20 protein-coding genes are annotated in these 24100 nt (G+C 44.9%); 6 read left to right on the top strand and 14 right to left on the bottom strand.

Annotation, left to right across the window (positions count from 1 at the left end; genetic code table 11):
* Positions 1-10 precede the first annotated feature (10 nt).
* Positions 11-880 (top strand): MBL fold metallo-hydrolase, encoded by an 870-nt coding sequence (locus tag sps_RS08035; protein WP_077752059.1) that lies wholly within the window; start codon positions 11-13, stop codon positions 878-880.
* 77 nt (positions 881-957) lie between these two features.
* On the opposite strand, the gene sps_RS08040 is transcribed toward sps_RS08035, so the two are convergent.
* The 6 genes from sps_RS08040 to sps_RS08065 all read right to left on the bottom strand — a co-directional run bounded on the left by sps_RS08040 (position 958) and on the right by sps_RS08065 (position 9011).
* Positions 958-2565 (bottom strand): M28 family metallopeptidase, encoded by a 1608-nt coding sequence (locus sps_RS08040; RefSeq protein ID WP_077752060.1) that lies wholly within the window; start codon positions 2563-2565, stop codon positions 958-960.
* Positions 2566-2758: 193 nt separating this feature from the next.
* Positions 2759-3607 carry a BUD32 family EKC/KEOPS complex subunit gene (locus sps_RS08045; RefSeq protein WP_335695442.1) on the bottom strand — a complete coding sequence of 283 codons (849 nt, stop codon included), beginning with the start codon at positions 3605-3607 and terminating at the stop codon, positions 2759-2761.
* Positions 3608-3658: 51 nt separating this feature from the next.
* Positions 3659-3838: a Trm112 family protein gene (locus sps_RS08050; protein ID WP_077752061.1), complete on the bottom strand. Its 180-nt coding sequence runs from the start codon at positions 3836-3838 to the stop codon at positions 3659-3661.
* Complete coding sequence (gene lpxK, locus sps_RS08055; RefSeq protein ID WP_077752062.1) at positions 3828-4850, bottom strand: tetraacyldisaccharide 4'-kinase; 1023 nt, start codon at positions 4848-4850, stop codon at positions 3828-3830. Before lpxK ends, sps_RS08050 begins: the two co-directional genes overlap by 11 nt.
* A gap of 3 nt (positions 4851-4853) precedes the next feature.
* Complete coding sequence (msbA, locus tag sps_RS08060; RefSeq protein WP_077752063.1) at positions 4854-6674, bottom strand: lipid A export permease/ATP-binding protein MsbA; 1821 nt, start codon at positions 6672-6674, stop codon at positions 4854-4856.
* 33 nt (positions 6675-6707) lie between these two features.
* Positions 6708-9011, bottom strand: a complete 2304-nt coding sequence (locus sps_RS08065) for a DNA internalization-related competence protein ComEC/Rec2 (RefSeq protein WP_077755600.1) — start codon at positions 9009-9011, stop codon at positions 6708-6710.
* Positions 9012-9042: 31 nt separating this feature from the next.
* Here sps_RS08065 and sps_RS08070 point away from each other — a divergent pair, with 31 nt between their 5' ends.
* Positions 9043-9549 (top strand): DUF2062 domain-containing protein, encoded by a 507-nt coding sequence (locus sps_RS08070; RefSeq protein ID WP_077752064.1) that lies wholly within the window; start codon positions 9043-9045, stop codon positions 9547-9549.
* Between the two features lie 44 nt (positions 9550-9593).
* On the opposite strand, the gene sps_RS08075 is transcribed toward sps_RS08070, so the two are convergent.
* The 4 genes from sps_RS08075 to sps_RS08090 form a co-directional block, all read right to left on the bottom strand.
* Positions 9594-10106 carry a YdcF family protein gene (locus sps_RS08075; protein ID WP_237158031.1) on the bottom strand — a complete coding sequence of 171 codons (513 nt, stop codon included), beginning with the start codon at positions 10104-10106 and terminating at the stop codon, positions 9594-9596.
* A 26-nt stretch (positions 10107-10132) separates the two neighbouring features.
* Positions 10133-11392 carry a lipoprotein-releasing ABC transporter permease subunit LolE gene (lolE, locus tag sps_RS08080; RefSeq protein WP_077752065.1) on the bottom strand — a complete coding sequence of 420 codons (1260 nt, stop codon included), beginning with the start codon at positions 11390-11392 and terminating at the stop codon, positions 10133-10135.
* A gap of 76 nt (positions 11393-11468) precedes the next feature.
* Positions 11469-12179: a lipoprotein-releasing ABC transporter ATP-binding protein LolD gene (gene lolD / locus sps_RS08085; protein WP_077752066.1), complete on the bottom strand. Its 711-nt coding sequence runs from the start codon at positions 12177-12179 to the stop codon at positions 11469-11471.
* 99 nt (positions 12180-12278) lie between these two features.
* The gene (locus sps_RS08090; protein ID WP_077752067.1) at positions 12279-13511 is read right to left on the bottom strand and encodes a lipoprotein-releasing ABC transporter permease subunit; all 1233 of its coding nucleotides are present in this window, start codon (positions 13509-13511) and stop codon (positions 12279-12281) included.
* A gap of 97 nt (positions 13512-13608) precedes the next feature.
* Between sps_RS08090 and sps_RS08095 the strand changes: the two genes are divergently transcribed.
* The 3 genes from sps_RS08095 to sps_RS08105 all read left to right on the top strand — a co-directional run bounded on the left by sps_RS08095 (position 13609) and on the right by sps_RS08105 (position 18691).
* Positions 13609-14202 (top strand): hypothetical protein, encoded by a 594-nt coding sequence (locus tag sps_RS08095; RefSeq protein ID WP_077752068.1) that lies wholly within the window; start codon positions 13609-13611, stop codon positions 14200-14202.
* Positions 14203-14277: 75 nt separating this feature from the next.
* Complete coding sequence (mfd, locus tag sps_RS08100) at positions 14278-17751, top strand: transcription-repair coupling factor (RefSeq protein ID WP_077752069.1); 3474 nt, start codon at positions 14278-14280, stop codon at positions 17749-17751.
* A 1-nt stretch (position 17752) separates the two neighbouring features.
* Complete coding sequence (locus sps_RS08105; protein ID WP_169915712.1) at positions 17753-18691, top strand: peptidoglycan binding protein CsiV; 939 nt, start codon at positions 17753-17755, stop codon at positions 18689-18691.
* 88 nt (positions 18692-18779) lie between these two features.
* Here the strand turns inward: sps_RS08105 and sps_RS08110 are convergent, their stop codons facing one another.
* From sps_RS08110 to nagZ, 3 genes are all read right to left on the bottom strand, one after another.
* Positions 18780-19055 (bottom strand): acylphosphatase, encoded by a 276-nt coding sequence (locus tag sps_RS08110; protein ID WP_077752071.1) that lies wholly within the window; start codon positions 19053-19055, stop codon positions 18780-18782.
* A gap of 414 nt (positions 19056-19469) precedes the next feature.
* Complete coding sequence (gene ycfP, locus sps_RS08115) at positions 19470-20009, bottom strand: alpha/beta hydrolase YcfP (RefSeq protein WP_077752072.1); 540 nt, start codon at positions 20007-20009, stop codon at positions 19470-19472.
* Positions 20010-20104: 95 nt separating this feature from the next.
* Positions 20105-21115 (bottom strand): beta-N-acetylhexosaminidase, encoded by a 1011-nt coding sequence (gene nagZ, locus sps_RS08120; protein ID WP_077752073.1) that lies wholly within the window; start codon positions 21113-21115, stop codon positions 20105-20107.
* 351 nt (positions 21116-21466) lie between these two features.
* Between nagZ and sps_RS08125 the strand changes: the two genes are divergently transcribed.
* Entirely contained in the window at positions 21467-22843 is a 1377-nt protein-coding gene (locus tag sps_RS08125) for an L-serine ammonia-lyase (RefSeq protein ID WP_077752074.1), read from the top strand.
* 123 nt (positions 22844-22966) lie between these two features.
* On the opposite strand, the gene cysB is transcribed toward sps_RS08125, so the two are convergent.
* Positions 22967-23941, bottom strand: a complete 975-nt coding sequence (gene cysB / locus sps_RS08130; RefSeq protein ID WP_077752075.1) for an HTH-type transcriptional regulator CysB — start codon at positions 23939-23941, stop codon at positions 22967-22969.
* Positions 23942-24100 lie beyond the last annotated feature (159 nt).

The following is a 24100-nucleotide window of genomic DNA, read 5'->3' on the forward strand; positions in this document are numbered from 1 at the left end:
GGGGTAACAGATGATGCGATCAAGCAATCTACTCAAGGGCTGTGTACTCATATTGGGTCTCTTGCTGTCTCAATTATCCTTCGCTGATAGATTCAGTGATGTGGAAATTAACAAGCTTAAGTTATCTGAAACCAGCTATATGTTAACTGGCTCTGGTGGCAACATTGGGGTTTCTGCCGGTAAAGACGGGATATTAATCATAGATAATCAATTTGCTCCCTTGTCCGGTAAAATTATAGCCACCCTGTCAGGCATTCAACCTGGCCAGCCTAAATACGTGGTTAATACTCACTATCATGGCGATCACACTGGTGGCAACAATCTGTTCGGCATGAACAGCGTTATCTTCGCCCATCACAACGTGTTGAAACGCCTTGCTGGAGACACCAGCTACAAGGCAGCAGGGTTGCCTTCAGTCACCTATCATAAGGGCACCAGTATCCACTTTAATGGTGACACACTACATTTGCTCCATATGGGACCCGGCCACACAGATGGGGATAGCGTGGTTTTATGGGAAGATAAGAGCGTCATCCATATGGGGGATCTCTTCTTCAAAAACAGATTCCCATACATAGATCTAAAAGCCGGGGGCTCAGTGAAAGGCTATCGTGACAATGTGGCCGCGATGATCCGCAAGATTAACAAGGACACTAAGGTCATTCCGGGCCACGGCGAACTGGCCAGCAGAAACGATTTAATTCGTTTCAAACATATGCTAGATAAATCGATTAATTGGATGGAGAGCAAACTCTCATCGGGGATGAGTCTGGAACAAATAAAGCTTGAAGGCATACCAAAAGGAAAAATTGACTGGAGCTGGTCTTTCATTACCGAAGAAAAGTGGATCAACACCTTATACCAAGGGCTGAAACAATAATTGAGCTGTTAAGTTACCCCATCAAGAAACACCAACTTCGGTGTTTCTTGATGGGGTAAAACCTCAGGCTAACGGCCTTAATGACCATCCTCTGAACGTCTGGCTTTAAAATCAGAATCTTCGAGCCACCTTGGCCAATCTTCATTATTCGCGAGACGCGATAAAATATCACCAATTAGCTGTAAATCTTGTCTTACGCCCCCAAGAGACCAGGTACTATCGTAGTCATCTTGGCCTTTATGGTATTTGTGAGCGATATAATCAGGATCTGTATCGCCTAAGCTCATAAACAACAAGCCAGGAACACCTTGCTGAGCTAAGGCAAAGTGATCAGAGCGGTACATCAAGCCATTTTGCGGGCGAGGATCGGCTTTAACATGGCGCTTCAACCCAGTACTGGCATCTTTAAGGTAGCTTTCTAATTCAGATACACCTTGGCCATAACCTAAGATGTAATCCACGCCATCGTTGACGTTCATGCCATCGATATTGAGAAAAGCAACGATATCTTTAGTGGGTACGGGTGGATTAAGGGCGAAGTGTTGGGCACCGATAAGTCCGGTTTCTTCGGCGGTAAAGCTGGTAAATAATATATCTCGTTTAAAGGGAGCTTTGTCTGCTTTCGCTTTAAAGGCCTTAGCTAAGGCAAGTACTCCTGCAACGCCGGAAGCATTATCGACTGCGCCATTAAATATCTGTTTCTTTCCTGCTGCATCGAGTTTAGTCCCCAGATGATCCCAGTGGGCATGCATAACAAGCGTCTCATCACTCTTATTACTCTTATTACTGCCGGACAGTTTAGCGACGACATTGTAAGACTCTGCCTTTACTATGCTATTTTTCAATACCAAATTTGCCTTCATCTTTAGATCGATGGCCTTGAAATCAGACTTACTGGCCGCGAGTTTCAAATCTTCATAATTAAGATCTGCCTTAGCAAAAATGTCTTTGGCAACATCATGCTGTACCCAGCCCATGACCCCGACTTGCCCTAGGTTATTGTTATCGTCAATCAAGGTAAATTTACTGCCGGTATTCGAGTTCTGTACCACTCCCCAGCCATAACCTGCTGGATCCGTTTCGTGAACGATGAACACGCTAGCGGCGCCTTGTCTGGCAGCCTCTTCATACTTATATGTCCAGCGGCCGTAATAGGTCATAGCATTGCCTTTAAACAGGTCAACATTCTGAGTCGCAAAACCTGGGTCATTGACTAAGACGATGACTGTTTTCCCCTTCACATCTACGCCCTGATAATCATTCCAACCAAACTCTGGCGCATTAATTCCATAGCCAACAAACACCAATTCGCTGTCCTTGAGTTCAACTTGGTCAATGATCCTCTGGGTTCTGGCAGTAAACTGATCGCCATTGCTAAAGCTCATGCCATCGATGGTAAGTTTCATACTCTGATCTGCGCTTATTTCTGCCAGCGGAACAGCTTGTAAATAGCTGCCTTTATAGCCCGGATCGAGTCCTATTTTTTTAAAAGAGTTAACCAGATAATCTAAGGTTAAGGCCTCTCCTTCAGACAAGGGCGCCCTTCCACCAAATTTATCGCTGGCTAACACCCGAACATCTTCTCGATACTGTTCGGCATCGAACGAAAATTCATCTTGCTGTGATATGGCCGGAAACGCTAACAAAGACGAACAACATATAACCCCTAGTATGTATTTTTTCACCGCTAATCCCTTTATATTTTTATTTATCGGAAAGCGAGTTTAGAATATCGCCCCAGCAAGGACAATGGCTCAGAGGACAAATGATTAATTTAAGGAAGGTTATTGATGCCGCGATCGGGGAATTCGACATAATGAGTGGAGTGAGATGGGGTTAATGATGACATCTCCCCCCTAAATTTAATCTATGAAGATTTTATGCCTGCCTGAAGTGCCATAACAACCAAAAAATGGGCCGCAGATCTTTGCCGCCAATATTTTTAAATAGACTCAACCCCGGATAAATCCATTGCCAGGGAGTGAGCCACTGTTTTGCATTTAGCCAGATAGCTTCGCCCCCAGCATCACGGTAGGCTTGGATAGCCGGGGTTATCATCTCATGATCCGGCCCCATATACCGATACAGACTATGAATATACACGAGTAAATCACGTCTCTGCTGATAGGCAATATCTTTACTGTTCTGACTGGCTTCAAAATCAATAAAATGTACCAGACCTTCACTCCAGCTGATATCTCTCAAGGCTGGTCGACCGTGAGCGAGTCCTAACTTATGTAGGTTAGCCAAAGCTGTCGCGCTATCATTTAAGATCTGCTGTTTTTCATCCTGACTCAATGTCTTATCGCTTAGCCAAGAACTGATAGTTGGCCCGACATCGGCAATAACAAAATAATCTGCTGAGGAACACATAAGCTGAGGAACTTGTGCACCTTTACCGGCGAGCATGGCTAACGTTTCAACTTCAACCTGTAATGCCTTAGCCGGACTCTGTTTGAGAAATCGCATCGCACCAGTCAGCTTCTCCGCTTGTTTTAGCCAGTAAAACTGACCTTGATGCTCAAACTTGAGAACTCTAGTCCCTTGGTTATCATCCAATAATTCCCCAACGACAGCTTCAAAAGTTTGTTTAGGCACGCGGTAGCTCCATAAAAGTGACAGATGATTATGGAGATAAGGCTTAATTAAAGCAATCTGAATTAGTGAAATGGCGTGTGACAGCTCAAGCAAACAACACATCAATAGCAGGGGGATAGGGGACGCCATAAAAAACGCTCCATATAAGAGCGTTAATACTAAATAGACGATGACTTAAGCTTAAGCCTCATCCTGCCAAGGCTCAGCCTTGTTTTCAAGCAGTACAGGGATGCCATCGTTAATGGCATAGGCCAGACGGTCAGCCTTACAGATCAACTGTTGCTTGGTTTTATCGTAATCCAACTTTCCTTTACAGACCGGACAAGCAACAATCTCTAATAATTTTCTATCAAACGCCATCTGATTTTCCTTGTTTCTTTTTCATGGAACCATGGATCTTGTCCATAATATCCGATTCAAATCTTGTGGGTAGCTTGGCATCAACCGCAAGATACCACCAGTTATCTTTTGCAAAATCGCGACACTTAACTGCATCTTTTTCTGTCATCAATATAGGGTGTTCGCCCGCCACTTGGATCAGTGCATCTAAGGTAAACTTCTGATGATCATCAAATCCATGTGTCTTGAGGACAGTATGCCCTTGCTCAGCTAAGGTTTTGAAGAAACGTTGAGGGTTGCCAATTCCAGCAATGGCCACAACGGGAGTCTTCTCAAATATATGCTTGGAAGATGGCGATACTGGAAATATGCCTTGAGGCTGGAGCTCCATCTTAAACTCATTCCTCAGCGCCTGACCGTTAACTAAAATAAAATCAACAGACTGAGCCCGCCAGCTCCCCTCTCTTAGAGGGCCCGAAGGTAATAGCATGCCGTTACCTAATCTGCGTTCACCATCGAGAATAAGTAATTCTATGTCACGCCTGAGTCGATAGTGTTGCAGACCATCATCGCTGATGATCACATTGACATCCGTATCGGCAAGTAACTTTTCAGCCGCCTTCACTCTATCAGTCCCTATCACCATAGGTACGCTAGTTCTGGCGACTATCATGGCAGGTTCATCCCCCACCTCCGATGCAAGCATCTGCGGTTCGACTCTCTTTACACCTTCAAATTTAACCCCGTAGCCACGACTGATCACGCCAGGTTTAAATCCATTTTTTCTAAGTAGGTCTATGAGGTAAATAACTGTAGGCGTTTTTCCGCTCCCTCCCACGGTGATATTACCGACTATGATCACAGGCACAGGAAGGTCATGACTCTGTTTCAGACCCATCTTAAACAGCCATCGCCTGATACTACTCATCAGTAAAAAGAGTAAGGCCAATGGCAATAAAAGATACTTAAGCAGCCTAAAGACCGGATGGGCATCCTTGCTCGGATACCAAAGTTTATTGACGAACGCTTGCATGGCTTAACTGCTAAACTGCATTTTATACAAGTTAGCGTATACGCCATCCTGAGCGAGCAAAGATTGATGATCGCCACGCTCAACTACCTCACCGTGATCTATCACCAAAATGTGATCCGCAGATTCAATAGTCGACAGTCTATGAGCAATGACTATCGAAGTTCGGTTATGACGCAAGTTATCCAGTCCAAGTTGAATGGCTTTCTCTGACTCGGTATCTAGCGCCGAGGTTGCCTCATCGAGTATGAGTACAGGTGAATTACGCAAGATAGCCCGAGCAATGGCGATTCTTTGTCTCTGACCACCAGAGAGTAAGACACCATTCTCCCCCACTTGCGTATCGAGCCCTTCAGGCAGTAACTCGATAAACTCCATGGCATGTGCCAGCGTTGCCGCCTCTATAATCTGCTCTTGAGTCACTTCCCCCGGGTAGGCGTAAGCGATGTTATTACCTATGGTATCGTTAAACAGTGTGACTTGCTGCGAAACCAGTGCAACTTGACTGCGAAGATTCTTGAGAGCAAATTCATCTATGTTGACCCCATCGAGCTTAATACTTCCCTCTTCGAGACCAGTATAGAAACGGGTCACTAGACTCGCTATCGTCGACTTACCCGAACCAGACCGTCCGACTAAGGCTATGGTCTGGCCCTGTTTGACTGAAAAGTCGACTTTACTCAGCGCAAGCTTCTCTTGATTTGGGTAGCGAAAGCTCACCTGATTAAAACTAAGCTCACCTTTTACGCGATCGACTTTATAGGTGCCAGCATCGACTTCGGGTTTAGTATCTAAGAGTTCAAACACTGTTGTACAAGCGGCAATACCTCGCTGAAATTCAGCATTGACACGAGTCAGACTCTTAATTGGCTGTAGCATGGCGAGCATGGCACCGAGAATCGTGGCGAATGTTCCCGCCGTTAGCTCCTCTTGCATCCCCTCGAAACTCGCAGCATACAGAACGAAAGCGAGAGCGAAAGAACCTATCACCATAACCAGAGGTTGGCTAATGGATTGCGTCAGAGCCAGTTTCATATTTTGGTATCGATTTTGCTCATTAACCAAAGCGAAACGCTCAGATTCGGCTTCCTGTCCGCCAAATGCCAACACATTTTTATGGCCTTTAATCATTTGCTCAGTCGCCGCGGTCACCCCCCCCATCGCGGCTTGTATTCGTTTAGAGACCTTGCGAAAACGTTTACTAACGATAGAGATGATTAAACCTATGATAGGGCCGATGACCAAAATACAAAGGGATAGCTTCCATGAATAGAAGAACATGATAGCAAGCATGCCAACCACAGTAATGCTGTCTCTGACTATGGTGATCAGCGCGCTACCTGTAGCACGCGCTATCTGCTCGGTATCATAGGTGACTCGGGAAATGAGATTACCTGAGTTCTCTCTGTCTATATAACTCACTGGAAGGGTGAGGTAATGCTCGAACACTTCTTGACGCATGTCCAAAATAAGGCGTGCACTCATGAAAGAGATACAGTAAGTAGACAGGAAATTAGCCAATCCACGCAGGCTAAAAAGAACAACAACCACAATGGGAGCCATCAGCAATACATCACTGGATGCGCCAAAACCTTCACTTGTGCCAAGATCAATACTGGCGACACCCGGTGATGAAGTGGCTTGACTTACCTGACCGCCGAAGCCGCCATCGATAAAGGGTTTAATCACGGCGATGAAGGTGGCATCGACTGCGGCATACATGAATAAGCCAAGGACTGCGAAGCCAAACACGACTTTCAATGGTTTTATATAACCCATTAGGCGCTTAAATACAGTCCAGACTTCTTGATTTGAAGAGTGTGTCATTAACGAGTCTATTCATAATTCAAAAAAGGCATTCTACTCTGTATTGTTATTCTCACCAAACCTAAACAAGCTGTTGTACCAAAAAGGCGCCAGATCGCCGCGGTAAGTACTGACACGTCGTTCATCATGGCGAAAAAGCACACTGATCTGGCCTTCACTCCCAGTCACCAACACCTGTGCCCCCTTCGACAAGTAGCGCTCGACAACCTCTTTCTTAGGAAAACCATAACGATTATTGAATCCAGCAGGGATCAGGACCAGCTTTGGAGAGACACTATTAATAAAAGCAGAAGTGGAAGAGGTCCGGCTACCATGATGAGGAACCACTAACACTTCACTAGACAAGGTTTTCTGGCTGTCCAAAAGTAAAACCTCTCCCTCTTTCTCAACATCACCGGATAACATCAACTGATGTTTAACATCACTCACCCTCAACACACAAGAGCCATTATTTCCATCTTTGGGGATCTCTGGTGCCAATATTTCTAGCTTAAGTCCCTGCCAGAGAATAGATTTAGGTCTGCAATCAAGCTGCGAATACTCAGAGATATCAGTGATCACTCGAGCATCGGGAAAGCTATTCACTAAAAGCTTAGCGCCGCCCGCATGATCGTTGTCACTGTGACTTATCACCAGATAATCGACAGTATCTAGGCCTCTGTATCTTAGAAATGGGAGAATAACCCTCTCGGCATAACTGAAGTTAATACCATAGGCAGCACCTGTGTCATATATTAAAACCTTACCAGACTTCTCTATCACAGCGCTGAGCCCCTGCCCCACATCCAATAGATGTAATCGCCACTCGCTTCGGGCTGGAGTGTCTAGCCCAAACAAGACGCTCAGCAGCAGTGGCATGCATAAGATTATTGAGATAAATCGCCATCTATTCTGTGAAACCCGAAATAATAGGAACAGCCCCAATATAAAAAAAATGAGGCAAGCTATGGTCTGACCCGAAATGCTCACCCATGCACCTGGTAAAGACTCAATCATGCTAAACCCCTGGCTCATGGGCACTAAACTCAGGTCTACTAAAGTAAAAACCTGAGTCAATTCCACGGAAAAAATGTGTCCACCAGCCCATATTAAGAAGCATAAGAATGAAAGTGGAATAACCACCAGACTAAACCAAGGGACCATAATAAGGTTAAAGATCAGTCCATAAGCTGAAATCCCCCCAAAGAGTAATGCCTGTATCAGGCCTAATCCCAGGCTTAAACGCCACTGTACAGACCAGAACATGGCGAGCTTATTTTTCATATTCAGTCGAAATCCGTTTTCGGCTTCATGGCTCGATGACTCCCTTGTCCATTTAGATAGCGTAAAGAAAATGATCCCAAGAGCTGAAAACGACAGCCAAAATCCGGCACTCATGCAACTCAAAGGGTCCAGAAGCAGAATAAGAAAAAGAGCATAAAGCAGACGTTCCCAAGGAGAGGAGAAACGTTTCATCAGCCCCATAGTAAGCAAGAGGAGCAACATGATGAGGGCACGTTGTGTCGGCAGGGAAAATCCTGCAAGGTAAGCGTAAGAAATAGCGGCGACTGCTGATAACAGCCCCGCTATCAAAATGTTTTTCCGACTTTGGCTAGGCTTAAAACGTGTCAGTGAGAATAGCGTTAGAAAAAATACCCAAGTGGTGACCACTGAAAGGTGTAAGCCAGAGATGGCAATCAGATGCCCTGAGCCTGAGACTCTTAATGATCGCCACCTTTCACTATCAATCAAGCTCTTATCCCCGAGCAAGAGCGCTAACATGAGATCACCATGAGTAAAAAGTGATAATTCAGGTTTTAACCTATTAATAATCCTGCTTCGAAGGGACACCGCCCCTTCTAACTTAGTGCCTGACTTCACGTTCCCTTTCATCACTATATGCCGACTCAGGAAACTTCGTTGCTGATTGTAACCCCCTTGGTTTAGTACACTGGTGATGGGCTTTGGCTTTACCACCCACTCCCATTGCTCTCCAATCGCCAATTTTGGGGCTTGCTTCCAACTCAGTCTTAGCACTTTTGATAAAAAAAACTCACTTTTTAAATTCGATTGGCGAATATCCATACTAAGCCAGTCGCCGTTTGAACCAACTAGTGATATGATTTCGCCCCTCACGATGATGTTTTGTACTGTGTTCGGTGGTTCATCAACCAATAAGAGTTGAACAAAAAGTGAAATCCACCCGACGGCGAGTAGTACTCCGGCAATGACAGGAGTTCGTTTCAGCAGCATGATACCGGCGACGACTGAGCCTATGTATACTGGAGTTGACGGTAACACCGGCCACAAGAGACTGGATAAAATGCTAATGCTAAAGCCAAACATAAATCGATTCATACTGAATAAGTTAAGACAGTAATTGCAATCTATGCCAAAAAAATTCATCGAAAAGTTTATGCCTAAACCCGAGACTCTGCGGAATCACAAACACTTGCAGATGTTCGGAAAGCTGTTACATAAAGAGAATCTGTGGGCACTCAATCGTCGCTCGGCCCCGGCAGCCTTTGCCATCGGTCTCTTTGTTGCCTGGATCCCCATGCCATTTCAAATGGTACTGGCTGCGGCTCTCGCCATTGTTTTCAATTGTAACTTACCCATAGCTGTCGCACTGGTGTGGATAACCAATCCGGTTACTATGCCCTTCATGTTCTATGCAGCCTACATGTTAGGAGCCAAGATACTCAGTCATCCGCCCCAAGAATTTGCATTTGAAGCAACCTGGCGATGGGTAGAAGCCTCTGTATTTACCATAGGCCCGCCCTTCATATTAGGTTGCTTGGTATTAGGAACCGTGTTTGCCTTAATTGGCTATTTCCTGATCAAGACACTATGGAGATATTCCATCTTGCTCAAGTGGAAGAGCAGAAACAGTTAAGCAGTTTGAAGTGAAGATTAAAATGGTGAGAGACGGCCCAGTCATCAAGCCTTTAGATCTAGAGTAGAATTCATCCAAGCGTTCAAATTGACAATTTCTCTGCCCATAACACTCGCTTCATGGGCAGCTAACTTCACCATTTCAGCTTCACTGCACCAAGTTTTGGCTCCTACATATTGAAAATACACAGATTTTATCACACCATCGAAGATAAACTTGGATCTGTTCAAGTGAAAATCTGAGGTCACCAGAACTGCCGACGATATCTTATATTTATCCAATATAGCCTTTGACAGGCTCGCATCTTCGAAAGTGAAACGGCTCTCCACCAGGGCTAAGAATCGGTCATCAGGCACGCCTAAACTCATCAAGTAACGTTTACAATAGAGGGCATGTGGATGCTCAGTGCGATTGAAGTGATCACCATAGCCTCCGGTACAGATAAAATTCAATGACCTGTCATCATTGAACCGAGTAAAAGCGGCATCGCATCGGGAAAGAGCGAAATGAGAAAGGTTTCCCTCATCATCATTGGGTGCGCCCAAAATGATAATCACAGTGGGCGGCTTATTAACCAACAAACTCAACGACCTGCTAGCGCCATTGCTGGCTGAGTTTTACTGGCCTTCCAGGCTGGATAGATTGTCGCTAAGAGCGACATAGTAAAGGCGAGTACTAGCACAGTAAACACATCTGATAAGTTCAGCTGCGAAGGCAGGAAATCGATAAAATAGACATCAGCCGACAGTAATTTTATTCCTAGAATATTTTCTATGCCTTTGGCTATACGACTTAAATTTTCTGCCATGATAATCCCAAACACACCGCCCAATATGCAACCTAAGACGCCGTTAAGGGCCCCCTGAACGATAAAAATCATCATGATAGAGGCCCGCTTCATGCCCATGGTCAATAATATTGCTATTTCGGACTGCTTGTCGCGTACCGCCATCACCAGAGTCGACACTATGTTGAAACAGGCCACCGCAATAACCAGGGCAAGTACCAAATACATAACGACTCTGACTAACTGAATATCCTGATAGAGGTTACCTTGTGTCCGTGTCCAATCACTGAGGTAGAGGTATTGGTCTTGGCTATAGCCAAGCTCTCTGATCAACCTGGGCGCTTCAAATACCTGATCAACCTTAATTCTGACCCCAGATACCCCTTGCCCCATGCCCAGGATAGAAGACGCATATTTCATAGGAATATAGGCAGTAGTCAGATCCAGCTCACCTCCGAGTTCAAACACCCCCGCCACCACGAAGCGATGGCTCTTAGCCGAAGTAATCCTTTTACTATCTCGACTCTGATGGGAGACATCTGGCATATAGAGACTCAGAGAGTCTCCGACACTCAGATCTAGGCTATCGGCCAGCCCCTTGCCAAGCACGATATTATTTTCATCGCCTCTGGCTAATTTCGACCAGGTCTTCTTAGACATAAAGTCAGAAATAACAGATACCTTCTGCTCTTGTTCTGTGTCTATGCCTAAGACACTCAAACCTTGGAATCCACCAGGTTTCTGCACCAAGCCCTGCAGTCGTATGAAAGGCGCCGAAGCCAATATGCCCGGGATCTTCTCGGCGTCATCGGCAATTTTCTGCCAATGACGAATGGGTTCGTTCACCCCAGTAAGCTCGCCATGGGCCACCACGCCGAGTAATCGGTTCTCTAATTCTCGCTCAAAACCATTCATTGCCGACAACACCACGATTAGCACGGCGACACCTAAGGCTATCCCCGCGGTGGACGCAAAGGAGATAAAGCTGATGAAACTATTGGATTGACGAGCGAGATAGAAACGCCATCCCACCCAAATTGACAATAAACGACTCATGAAGCCTCACTTGTGAAGTGATCAGATTGACGAGCTAGATAGAAGCCCCTTCCCACACACAACGACAATAAACAACTCATGAAGCCTCACTTCCGAGGTTATCTATGTCTAAAGCGCCCAAGTAACCATCTTTCATGTGTAACTGTCTGTCCATTCTGGATGCTAACTTACTATCATGGGTCACGACGACAAATGCCGTACCTAACTGAGTTGCCAATTCCTGGATCAACTCATAAACCGCCTCGCCGCTGGCGGCATCCAGATTACCCGTAGGCTCGTCGGCTAACACAAGTTTAGGCTTATTGATCAATGCTCTGGCAATGGCAGTACGCTGACGTTCACCACCAGACATCTCCGATGGAGTGTGGTCTAGCCTATGAGCTAAGCCCACTCGCTCGAGGAGCACCTTAGCATCTTGGTGCGCCTGTTCTCGTTTTACCCCATGAATGAGTGCTGGCATGGCAACGTTCTCCAATGCGGTAAATTCCGGTAACAGGTGGTGAAACTGATAAATGAAACCTAGATCTTGATTGCGTATATCCGATTGACGCCGACTCGATAATGCATAAAGGTCTTCTCCTAACATAGTTACGCTACCGCTTGTAGGACAGTCTAAGGTCCCCATTATGTGCAGTAATGTACTTTTACCCGAACCAGACGTACCTACAATAGCCAACTGCTCGCCTTTAAATACCTGTAGATCTACCTCGTTAAGCACTTGAGTATCGACGCTGCCCTCTTGGTAGCGCTTAGTCACACCTTTTACTTCCAGTAATAACTCTTGCATCTTTTTAGCTCTTCAATTCATTAATTCTTCAATTCATTCAAGCCACGTCATTGACCACGTAGCATCTAAGATGCCTTAAATCTAACATCCATAATGTATCTATTCATACCTCAGAGCATTGGCCGGCTGTACCCCTGCAGCTCTCATGGCAGGGTAGACGGTAGCAAAAAATGAGATGAGTAAAGTGCCTAAGACTATCAGACTCATCTGACTCCATTCCAGTTGCACTGGCAGAGACTGACCCGCCCCCAGCACAGAAATACCAAAGGTATTTAAAATGATATTGAGGTTCAATGTGATTGCTATGCCAACGAACAGGCCGCAAACGAGTCCTATGATGGCATTGAGTGATCCTTGGATCATAAATATACCCATCACATCAGATGTCATCAGGCCCTGAGTTTTTAGCACGGCGACATCGGCTGTCTTATCAACCACCATCATCACCAGAGCCGACACGATATTAAATGAAGCGACGGCAATAATGAGACTCAACATAAGAGACATCATATTCTTTTCCATCTTAACCGCACCAAAAAGATGACCATAGGAATCACGCCAGTCCGAGGTTGTGACCTTTAAATTGTCTTTGCTAAATTCAGCTATCACATCTGTGCTCAAATTAGCGGCGTTGAAGGGATCATCGAGGTAGAATCTCAGATGCTTCACCTCACCAGGCTTTTGCCGCATCAGTCTCTGGGCATCTTCATAATGAACATAAGCCAGATTCGCGTCCACTTGAGAGCCCATCTCAAACACACCGGCGACCACAAAATTTCTCTGACTCGGCACCGGACCTAAAGGAGAATAGATGACACCCTCGCCGCTCAATAGCCTCACCTTGTCACCCGTTGACACATCCAGGCGCCTCGCAAGCAATGAACCTAAGACGATGCGGTATTTACCCGCTTCGAGCTGCTCGAAACTGCCATTAAAACTGCGCTGCATAGTGGCTAAGAGATCATGTTCAAAGTCAGGGTATATACCATAAACCTGAATTGCACTTATGTTACTACTGGACTGGATCATGGCTTGATTAGAGATACTGGGCGTAACACCAATAACACCGGGGATCTCGCTTAATTCTGCAATCTTATTCTGCCAATGCTCGATAGGCGCTTGGGAATGCACAGTCAATTGAGGCACGGCGCCCAATATTCGCTGTTTCAATTGACCTTCGAGTCCGTTCATCACTGAACTGACAATAATCAGTGCCGCCACGCCGAGTAAAATGCCTGAAACCGCAAAGAAAGTGATGAAAGAGGCGAAGCCATTAGCCTTTCTTGCACGCCAATAACGAAAACCTATATGTGAAGATAACGCGAGATTCATAGTGTCCTACAGGCCCAATAAATAATCAGCCTTGCTAAATCATTAAGATGCGCACGATAATAGGGGTAATAGCTATATAAAAACAAGAGGAAATCCCTTGTTCACAGACTCAACTCCCTATTTTAGTGTGAAGCATGACTTTACTGCCTATCTTTCTCCTTGGCCCAAAGAACAGGCTCTGCCCACTGAATATGAATTAAGAGCCATGCTACCTATGGGGTTGCTGCTCATCAACGATGTAAAAAGCCTGGAATCAGACTGTTTACTGCAACTTAGGCACTTAGACGATGATGCTAAGACTGTGGTGGATTATCTTAAGCTACAATCTCGTAAGATAGACCTAATTCTACAATACGTGTTAGAGCGTGAGCAGCATGATGGGGAGCAATACCAAGGCGCCTTTTTTGGCGGCAGTGGCATTCGGATCATTAGCGAGACACCTCTGAATGAGAATGAGCAGTATAAGATAACTCTACACATTCGAGAGGAGTTGGTCGCCCTATTATGCTTCGTAAAAGTCACAAGCTCAGAGCCCCTAGATACAGATACCAGTCAAGCTAGCTCCCGATACATCAGCAGTCTTGAGTTTACTCAAATACTGGAGACTGATGTGGAGCAATTGGTCAAAGCCAGCCTAAGTGTGCAACAAAAGCAGCTTAAATTGCGTAAACAGGCGAAAGCCAGCTCATAAGTTTTCTCTAGCACTAGAGGCGGTAAGCCTCTACAATATCAGGCATCTTTGACGCTACTCTTTTGCCACATCTGAATGAAAGCTTTCTCAATATTGACGCCTCCCGCAGTCAAAAGTGCATCAAAAGCGCAAACACTATACACATTAGGCGGTGCCTCTCAAGCCATCGCCTTAGCGAACCTGGTTCAAAACCATGCCGGTATCACAGTTGCTGTGACTCACGACACACCCACAGCCCTGTTACTGGAATCCGAACTGGATTATCTGCTCAAAGGAACCACTTTTCCGGTGTGGCTTTTCCCGGACAGAGAAACCTTGCCCTATGACAGTTTCTCCCCCCACCAAGATCTGGTATCCCAAAGGTTAGAGACCTTATCACGGTTACCCAATGCCAAGCAGGGACTGGTTATCGTTCCCTTGAGCACCTTGATGGTGCGCTTACCTCCTAAGTCATTCTTAGCTGGCAATGTGCTTATACTGAAAAAAGGCGATAACTATTGTCTTCAGGATGTAAAACAACAACTGGTAAACACAGGCTATCATCTGGTCGAGCAAGTATATGAACATGGCGAGTTTGCTGTCAGAGGCTCGATAATCGATCTATTCCCAATGGGCTCAGAGCAACCTTTCCGTATCGAGTTATTTGATGATGAAGTCGAGTCCATCAGACACTTCGACCCAGAGAGCCAGAGATCAAGTGGGGAAATTGACTCCATACGCTTACTACCAGCGAAAGAGTTCCCAACCGATGATCAGGCAATTGAAGGCTTTAGGCAGAGATATCGTCGACGCTTCGAACGTTTGGTTAAAGAACCAGAATCTGTCTATCAGATGGTCAGTCGAAAAATATTCCCTGCTGGGATCGAAAGCTATTTACCGTTATTTTTCGACGAAACAGCCAGCCTGTTTGATTATCTGCCGGAACATGCTCAACTGGTCAATATAGGTGATCTCGAAGCCGCATCTAAGGCCCATTTAGGCGAAGTTGAGCTGAGATATGAAGATAGACGGGTTGATCCTTTACGCCCATTATTGGAACCTAAAGAGCTCTATCTACTCACTGAACAGGTTTTCGCGAATTTTAAGGCTCTACCAAGGAGTCAGCTTAAGATCGGCAAGGCCTCAGATAAGGAGCAACAAGCTAAGCTAGAAAAACTGCCTGATCTGACAGCCAATCATAAACTAAAACAGCCACTGAGCCAGCTTCAAGAATATGCAACCAAAGAGACCAGCATACTCTTCAGTGCTGAGTCAGAAGGGCGCCGTGAAGCCTTACTGGAACTACTCAGTAAGATAGATATCAAGCCAAAACGATTCGGCAGCATAGAGGAGTTTACCGCCTCAAAGACTAAGCTTGGACTCATCGTCTCCCCCCTCTCTAACGGCTGTATCATAGAAAAGAGCCGAGGTGGAAAATTTAGCCTCGTCTGTGAAACTGAACTATTCGGTCATCGCATATCTCAAAAGCGTCGCCGAGACAGACAGAAACAAATAAGTAGCGATGCCTTAGTCAAAAACTTAGCCGAGCTAAAAGTCGGCCAACCCATAGTCCACTTAGATCATGGAGTCGCAAAGTATCAGGGACTGGAAACCTTAGATACCGGTGGCCTTGTCGCCGAATACCTCAAGTTAGAATATGCTGGCGGTGACAAGCTTTATGTCCCAGTGTCATCGCTTCACCTCATTAGCCGTTACAGTGTGGGGCCCGATGAAGAAGCTAACTTAAACAAACTAGGCAATGAAACATGGGCCAAGGCTAAGAAGAAAGCGGTAGAAAAAATCCGCGATGTCGCCGTCGAACTACTCGATGTCTACGCACGAAGACAGGCTAGACCAGGCACGGCATGTAAAGTCGATGAGCAAGAGTATGCACAATTCGCCAATAGTTTTCCCTTCGAAGAGACCATAGATCAAGAGACCTCTATCAATGCCGTAATGACGGATATGTGCTCTCCCATCTCCATGGATAGACTTGTGTGTGGCGATGTCGGCTTCGGTAAGACTGAAGTAGCAATGAGGGCTGCCTTCGTTGCGGTCAACGACGGCAAGCAAGTCGCTATCTTAGTACCCACCACCTTACTGGCCCAGCAACACTTCGAGAATTTCAAAGACAGATTTGCCGATTGGCCGGTTAAGATTGAGGTTATTTCTCGCTTCAAGACAGCAAAAGAACAGAAGCTGATCATGGATGAGCTAAGTAAAGGTAAAGTCGATATCATTATAGGCACCCATAAGCTACTGCATTCAGAGGGTGATTTTGAGAACCTAGGCTTGTTGGTCATAGATGAGGAACATAGGTTCGGGGTTAGGCAGAAAGAAAAAATTAAGGCTCTGCGGGCTAACGTAGATATCTTGACCTTAACGGCGACACCGATCCCCAGAACCTTAAATATGGCCATGTCGGGCATGCGTGATCTGTCGATCATCGCCACTCCACCGGCCAAGCGGCTCGCGGTAAAGACCTTCATCAGAGAATACGATCTCAGCACCATACGTGAAGCCTTGCTGCGTGAAATCCTCCGTGGCGGGCAAGTTTATTTTCTACATAATACAGTAGACACCATAGAGAAGCGCGCCAACGAAATACGTGAGCTTCTACCAGAAGCTCGGGTGGTGACAGCTCACGGCCAGATGCGGGAACGCGATTTAGAAAGAGTGATGTCTGACTTTTATCATCAAAAGTTCAACGTACTCGTCTGTACCACCATTATCGAGACGGGCATCGATGTGCCCTCGGCTAACACCATAGTCATAGAAAGAGCCGATAACTTTGGCTTAGCCCAACTGCACCAACTTAGAGGGCGAGTCGGTCGCTCCCATCATCAGGCTTATGCCTACATGATGACCCCGCACCCAAAAAGCATTACCTCCGATGCCCGAAAACGTCTTGAAGCCATCGGGGCCTTAGAAGATTTAGGTGCTGGCTTTATGCTGGCGACCCAAGATCTTGAGATCCGCGGTGCCGGCGAGCTATTAGGCGATGAACAATCGGGCCATATCTCCAAGATAGGATTTACCCTCTATATGGAGATGCTGGAAGATGCAGTTAAATCACTTAAAGAAGGTAAAGAACCCTCTCTCAGTCAGATGCTCAGGCGTCAATGTGAGATAGAATTGCGAATTCCAGCCTTACTTCCCGATGATTTTGTCCATGACGTCAATATCCGTTTATCTCTCTATAAACGCATTGCCAACTGTGATTCAGAAAATGCCATCGATGAGCTAAAAGTTGAACTCATCGATCGATTTGGCATGCTGCCTGACGCCACTAAGAATCTGATGCAACTGACATTGTACAAGCATCTAGCCACCAGTCTCGGCATTAAAAAACTTGAAATGCACACTAAGGGGGGCAGTCTGGAATTTAATGACGATCACTGTATCGATCCTGGCTTTATTATCGGTTTACTGCAAAGTCAGCCACAAAACTATCGAATGGATGGCCCGAGTAAGTTAAAATTCCTCATTCCAGCCGAGTCACACAAGGATAGACTGGCACTGGTAAAATTGCTATTAGAGCAATTATCACAACATCGTCTTGGAGAATAATGTGTTCAAACAAACTGTTTTAATCATTGCAGGCCTACTCTCTCTATCTCAGCAGGCCTACGCCCAGAATGAGCGTTGGTTTGAAGTTGAGGTCTATCTCTTCGAAAGAAATAATGGACAACCTCAAGAGCAAGCCCAAGGGCAGGTTTCTTTTCAAAATCCAAAGAAGATGGTCGATCTGATTTCGCCACTGTTTAGCACCAATATTACGGGTGCCAGCCTTGGCCTGGATGGCTGTTCTGCCCATGATTGGGCCACCAAAGCCGATGAGTGTAATCAACAAGTTAGTTCAGCCCAGGTGAACCACCCTTCTCAGATCCCTTGGAGCATCGCGGCGTCATCGAATCAATATGGCGTACCGGGTGGCTCTCCTGTACTGTTATCCGCAGCTCAGAATCAATTCAAAAGCATCATCAGCAAACTGTCCAGAGAAAGAGGCAATAAGAGCCTTCTGCATATGACCTGGCAGCAAGCGATGCAACCCAGACGCAGAGCCACCCCCATGAAAATCTTCTCAGGGAAAGACTACTCTTCACGTTTTGAGCTTAATGGTCAATCGACTCTCAGCCAAGCGAGTAAATCAAATGTTCCTCAGTTTGACTTTCTAGGAGGCAGTTTTGGCGTCGTTGAACATAAGCCTGTCTGGAAGCTCGATGGTACAATTAACATCTATCTGGATCATTACCTCTATGTTGAAACTGCATTAAATTTAAGAGAGGAAGGCACTAAAACTTTTGACGTGATGCGGGATAGTGCTCAATTCAATCCCAGTGCAGCCAATCTGTCTTCACCTTTCTTGTATGCCTACCCAATGAAGCAAAACAGACGAGTTCGAAGTGATGAGATCCATTACTTCGATCATCCACGAATGGGAATGATTCTTCAGATAAGAAAGATGCAGCAACCCATAGACAGACTTAATGGCAACACATCAGAATAATACTTATTGATATAAGATTTTGAAAAATATAAATATTAAAGAGATCCTAAGCCCTTTGGCTTCGGGTCTTTTTATGATAACTTTCTAATTAAGACTGAACAATCGAGAAATCTAAATAGATCTCATCAGCTTCATCTTCTTCGACAAATACTTCAGAAACATGGGATTGAGGCGAGCCGATTTGGCACCAATCGATCAGATTATCCACCGCAGGAAAGGCTCCCTGAGCTAAGATAGTAACGCTACCATCATCGTCATTTGAGACGTAGCCGGTTAAGCCTAAGGCTTTGGCTTTCGATAAAGCATAACGCCTATAACAAACACCTTGTACCTTTCCTTGAACGCTTATCTTGACTCTTTTCATGGTGAAATCCCCAAGTTCCCTCTTTTGAAGATAACGTAAACCCGTCGACTAGGCAAAATACAGACAAAAAAAACAGCTAACTAAAGTTGGCTAGCTGCATCGGGCGACATACGCAAATTGGTGAGTCTGAAACAGACAAATTCTGTAGCGGTATCAAATTGTATCAATTGTTACCACGTCCGACACTTTACACTGACGCAGATAACATTTAAACAAAAACCAGATTTTTCATCTAACTTTCACATTACATGTGATCGAGATCACCTGTATTAAAGAATAAAGCAGTATCTTATACTGATGTACCAGTTAGCTAATGTCAGTGTGAAACCAATATCTTTAATAGCTGACTCGATGCCAATCATAAAAAAGCCGCTCGAAAGCGGCTGATAGCGTTAAAACAAAGCGGAATAACAACTAATCTAGCTTGAAGTCAGCAATTTCTGATAAATGGCTCGCCAGTACCGGGAATTTATGAGGCTGGTCTTCATCCCAAATGACTTGATAATAATCACTCAGAGCATCAAAAGCCTGAGCATTATTATTCACATCATCTGAACGAGACAAAATGACCAAAGCTTTAGCTTCATTTTTAGATCTGAAACTAGCAACACATTTACTGGCTATATCGGCATATTCTTCAGGTCTATCTATCTTGCCAACCATGTTGCTCTCGGGTGACAGATTAGGGTTAATTAGCACTGATTTCAGTCCATTTAAAAATCCGATACGCTCGGCCCAAAATGCACCTAACCCCACTCCCAAAATTAAGGGTGCAGGATCATCTGACTCTTGTAATTGACGACTCACTTCGTTTAGCAGCTGCTGAAGATCGTGTTTGGGATACTGAGTGCTATAGCTCACTAGGCGCACATCCTTATCGATAAATTGCAATTGACGCATCTTTTCATGATTACCGGGACTCGTCGCATCAAAGCCATGTAAGTAGAGAATCATTTTGCTACCTTTAATAATATCGAATATTCACCTTAGCTAACTTAACAAGTCAATAAGTTGAGCTATATCAAATTCCCCGGTAAATATGAGCAGCTTTACTGATTAAATGTTCCAGCCAAGGCCTTAGCCTTTTTCCAGCGCTCTTCTTGCTGTAATCCTTGGGCAACTAAGCCAACATCAGGTTTTAAAAGCGTAGCCGCTCTATGTGGCTCACCGCTAGGCCAATCGAATTCATTGAGCACTTCTGTTGCCCCGGCAGCATCGTTACACACCAAGATCATATTACAACCGGCATCTAATGCCGCTTTTGCTCTCTGCTTATAGCCTCCCACAACACCCGCCCCTTTCATGCCAAGATCATCAGAGAAGATAACCCCTTGGAAATTCAGTTCGCTTCGCAGTACTTGCTTAAGCCAGTAAGAAGAAAAACCCGCAGGATTGGGATCGACTTTCGAGTAGATAACATGGGCTGGCATAACGCCTTGAAGCTTCTGCTGCTCGATAAGCGTCTTAAAAGGGATCATATCCAGATTACGGATTTCGGCTTCCGTGCGTTCATCGACCGCTTGGGCTAAGTGTGAATCCGTTTCTACACTGCCATGTCCAGGAAAATGCTTACCCACCGCGGCCATGCCCGCTTGATTCATACCTGAAATAAAACTCTGAGCTAAACTAATCACAATTTCAGGCTCCGAGCCAAATGCTCGCTTTCCAATGACTTTACTGACTCTGTCTAAATCCAGTACAGGAGCGAAACTAAGATCAATATCGCAAGCCAATAACTCAATGGCCATCAGAAAACCTAATTCAACAGACCAAGCTTGTGCCTTTACCATATCGCCACCGGCATGAGACAATAAGTCGCCCATAGCGGGAATCAGAGTAAAACCGTCCCGAAATCTTTGTACTCGACCCCCTTCTTGATCAACGGCAATGATAAGATCGGATCTCACCTCTCTTATAGATTTGATTAACGCGATCAATTGCTCTCTATCGACAAAGTTTCGTGTAAAGAGAATTAACCCTCCTACCATGGGATGCTTGAGCTGTTCTAGCTCGGCTTCACTAGCTTGGGTCGATAAAAGATCTAACATTAAATAGCTCACGCTTACTCCTCAAGGTACTTATCTAACAAGAATTTCTTATCACTATCTATAAGAAATAATCCTAATAGACACAGTATAAAATGTTGGTTTCGCTCTTTCTAGGACAGAATTATTGCCTTAGCTAAGCTAATCTGAAACTTGCTATTAAAAAAACTCATGATAAGTCATTTAAGAAAGTATGGGATACTTTCAGATCATAGTTTTAAACACGCAGAATCGTTTAAACAAGCAAAGAGTAGAATAACATACCAGAGCTTTAATCCATTGAAACTTGATGAGTCAAATGGATTTTAGACTAATATTAATAGTAGCAACTATTATAAAACAACAATAACAAACAGGGTGTTAAGCATGATAAGTGTATTTGATATGTTCAAAATAGGCATTGGACCATCAAGCTCACATACAGTGGGTCCAATGAAAGCGGGTAACATCTTTATCAATGATCTTGATAAAGCTGGCCTGCTTGAACGTACAGATGAACTACGCTCAGAATTATTTGGCTCCCTGGGTCAAACAGGCAAAGGCCACGGCACAGGTAAAGCCGTTATTTTAGGATTAATGGGGGAAGCCCCAGATACAGTCAACACTGATAGCATCGATAATATATTAAAGGACGTGAGTCAAAATCAGCAACTGCAGATGGCGAATGGAAAACACGTTATTTTCAGTCGCGAATCCGGCGTTATTTACCACAGACGTAAAAGTTTGCCTGCTCATGCTAACGCCATGACCTTGTATGCTTACTCGGCTGGTGAATGTATCTTTGAGAGAACTTATTACTCTGTGGGTGGTGGTTTTATCTTAGATCAAGATGAAATTAAAGCCCAAGATGCATCCCCGGCAGCGCCAATTAAATCTGCACCTTATGATTTTGACAGCGCGGCTCAATTGCTCGAATCTTGTAACAGCAATGGCTTTAGTATTTCAGCTTTGATGATGGAAAATGAGCTGAGTATCGCCGAAGAGGCTGATGTCAGAGAGCAACTTTGGCATATCTGGGAAACAATGAAGAATTGTGTCGAACGTGGTTACCAGAAAGAGGGGTTATTACCCGGCGGACTAAAACTGAGACGTCGAGCTCCGGCCATGCACCGCAGACTAAAGGCCGAAGGTAAAAACAGTGTCGATCCCCTAACCGCTTTGGATTGGGTCGATCTATTTGCCTTGTCTGTGAATGAGCAAAATGCAGCTGGTGATAGAGTCGTCACAGCCCCCACTAATGGCGCGGCAGGAATTATTCCGGCCGTCTTATGTTATTACGACAAGTTTGTACAAGAAGTGGATAACGATATCTGTTGCCGCTACCTGTTAACTGCTGCAGCCATAGGTATTCTCTATAAAAAGAATGCTTCTATCTCAGGTGCTGAAGTCGGCTGTCAGGGAGAAGTCGGTGTAGCCTGCTCAATGGCCGCAGCCGCGTTAACCGAGATAATGGGCGGCACAGTCGAACATGTTGAAAATGCAGCCGAAATAGGCATGGAACATAATCTGGGATTAACTTGCGATCCTGTAGGCGGCCTAGTTCAGGTTCCTTGTATCGAAAGAAATGCCATGGGCGCAGTAAAAGCCATTAACGCTTCTCGTATGGCCCTACGCGGAGACGGTAATCACAAGGTATCCCTGGATAAAGTGATCAAGACCATGATGGATACAGGTAAAGATATGCGCAGTAAGTATAAGGAAACCGCAAAGGGTGGTTTGGCTGTGAATATCGTTGAGTGCTGATCACTGCATAAGCTAAAACTATACTGAATGGCACTTCACTGTCATCAGACATAAAAAAACTCGCTTTAGCGAGTTTTTTTATGTCTTTAACCTATTTATGCTGGCTCAGATATGAACTAGACGTTACCTTACAGGCAACTCAATATCGGCAAACATATTCTCTATCAATTGAGGGTCCCTTAGCGCGACGGCTTTTTCGACTACCTCTTTGGTTAGATGTGGAGCGAAATGCTCGATGAACTCATACATATAAGTTCTTAAGAAGTTTCCCTTCCTAAAGCCTATCTTAGTGGTGCTATGCCCAAATAGATGACTAGCATCGATAGCCACTAAGTCTCTGTCCATATTAGGATCTATTGCCATTGATGCAATGACACCAACACCCAAACCTAATCTCACGTAGGTCTTCAACACATCCGCACTGGTTGCGCTAAATACAACTCTTGGCTCCAGTCCCGCACGATTAAATGATTTTTCAATCTCTGATTCGCGATCGAAACCAAAAACATAGGTCACTAAAGGAAAACGACCCAGATCTTCAATGGTGATATTACTGCGAGTCGCTAACGGATGATCTCGATTCACTACAATCGAGCGATTCCAATGGTAACAAGGCAACATAATCAGATCGGAATAAAGATGCATACCTTCAGTTGCAATGGCAAAATCAGCATCTCCCCTCGCCGCTAACTCACTGATTTGAGAAGGCGTCCCCTGATGCATATGCAAATTAACTTTAGGGTAACGGTCGATAAAACCACGAATGATATTAGGCAATGCATATCTCGCCTGAGTATCCGTGGTTGCAATATTCAGTTCACCTTGATCAGGTTTAGTATACTCTTCAGCAACCTTCTTAATACTCTCGACTTTACCCAAAATATTATTTGCTATACTTATGACTTGCTCACCAGCAGGTGTCACATGAGTTAAATGCTTGCCGCTACGGCCGAAGATTTGTATACCGAGTTCATCTTCCAGCATACGGACTTGTTTACTGATCCCTGGCTGAGATGTATAGAGGTTTTCAGCGGTAGCCGAAACGTTGAGGTTATGATTCACCACCTCTGCAATGTATCTGAGTTGCTGCAGCTTCATCTTTTATCCTTCAATTCGACCTCTATTTAATGCTTCTTAATGGGTCTGGAATGGGAGATTAAGTATAAGAAATAGTTATAGTACAACGTGAAAATTAAATCAATATGGAATATAACATAGAGTTCACACCATTCACACGACATTAGTGAAAACCTAGAC

The sequence above is a fragment of the Shewanella psychrophila genome, assembly GCF_002005305.1.
GTDB classification, from domain to species: Bacteria; Pseudomonadota; Gammaproteobacteria; order Enterobacterales; family Shewanellaceae; genus Shewanella; species Shewanella psychrophila.

Excerpts from the sequence above, each read along its gene's own strand:
- sps_RS08035 (WP_077752059.1), top strand. The coding sequence starts at position 11 with ATGATGCGATCAAGCAATCTACTCAAGGGCTGTGTACTCATATTGGGT.
- sps_RS08045 (WP_335695442.1), bottom strand. The coding sequence starts at position 3,607 with ATGGCGTCCCCTATCCCCCTGCTATTGATGTGTTGTTTGCTTGAGCTG.
- sps_RS08050 (WP_077752061.1), bottom strand. The coding sequence starts at position 3,838 with ATGGCGTTTGATAGAAAATTATTAGAGATTGTTGCTTGTCCGGTCTGT.
- lpxK (WP_077752062.1), bottom strand. The coding sequence starts at position 4,850 with ATGCAAGCGTTCGTCAATAAACTTTGGTATCCGAGCAAGGATGCCCAT.
- msbA (WP_077752063.1), bottom strand. The coding sequence starts at position 6,674 with ATGACACACTCTTCAAATCAAGAAGTCTGGACTGTATTTAAGCGCCTA.
- sps_RS08065 (WP_077755600.1), bottom strand. The coding sequence starts at position 9,011 with ATGAATCGATTTATGTTTGGCTTTAGCATTAGCATTTTATCCAGTCTC.
- sps_RS08070 (WP_077752064.1), top strand. The coding sequence starts at position 9,043 with ATGCCAAAAAAATTCATCGAAAAGTTTATGCCTAAACCCGAGACTCTG.
- lolE (WP_077752065.1), bottom strand. The coding sequence starts at position 11,392 with ATGAGTCGTTTATTGTCAATTTGGGTGGGATGGCGTTTCTATCTCGCT.
- lolD (WP_077752066.1), bottom strand. The coding sequence starts at position 12,179 with ATGCAAGAGTTATTACTGGAAGTAAAAGGTGTGACTAAGCGCTACCAA.
- sps_RS08090 (WP_077752067.1), bottom strand. The coding sequence starts at position 13,511 with ATGAATCTCGCGTTATCTTCACATATAGGTTTTCGTTATTGGCGTGCA.
- mfd (WP_077752069.1), top strand. The coding sequence starts at position 14,278 with ATGAAAGCTTTCTCAATATTGACGCCTCCCGCAGTCAAAAGTGCATCA.
- sps_RS08110 (WP_077752071.1), bottom strand. The coding sequence starts at position 19,055 with ATGAAAAGAGTCAAGATAAGCGTTCAAGGAAAGGTACAAGGTGTTTGT.
- ycfP (WP_077752072.1), bottom strand. The coding sequence starts at position 20,009 with ATGATTCTCTACTTACATGGCTTTGATGCGACGAGTCCCGGTAATCAT.
- sps_RS08125 (WP_077752074.1), top strand. The coding sequence starts at position 21,467 with ATGATAAGTGTATTTGATATGTTCAAAATAGGCATTGGACCATCAAGC.
- cysB (WP_077752075.1), bottom strand. The coding sequence starts at position 23,941 with ATGAAGCTGCAGCAACTCAGATACATTGCAGAGGTGGTGAATCATAAC.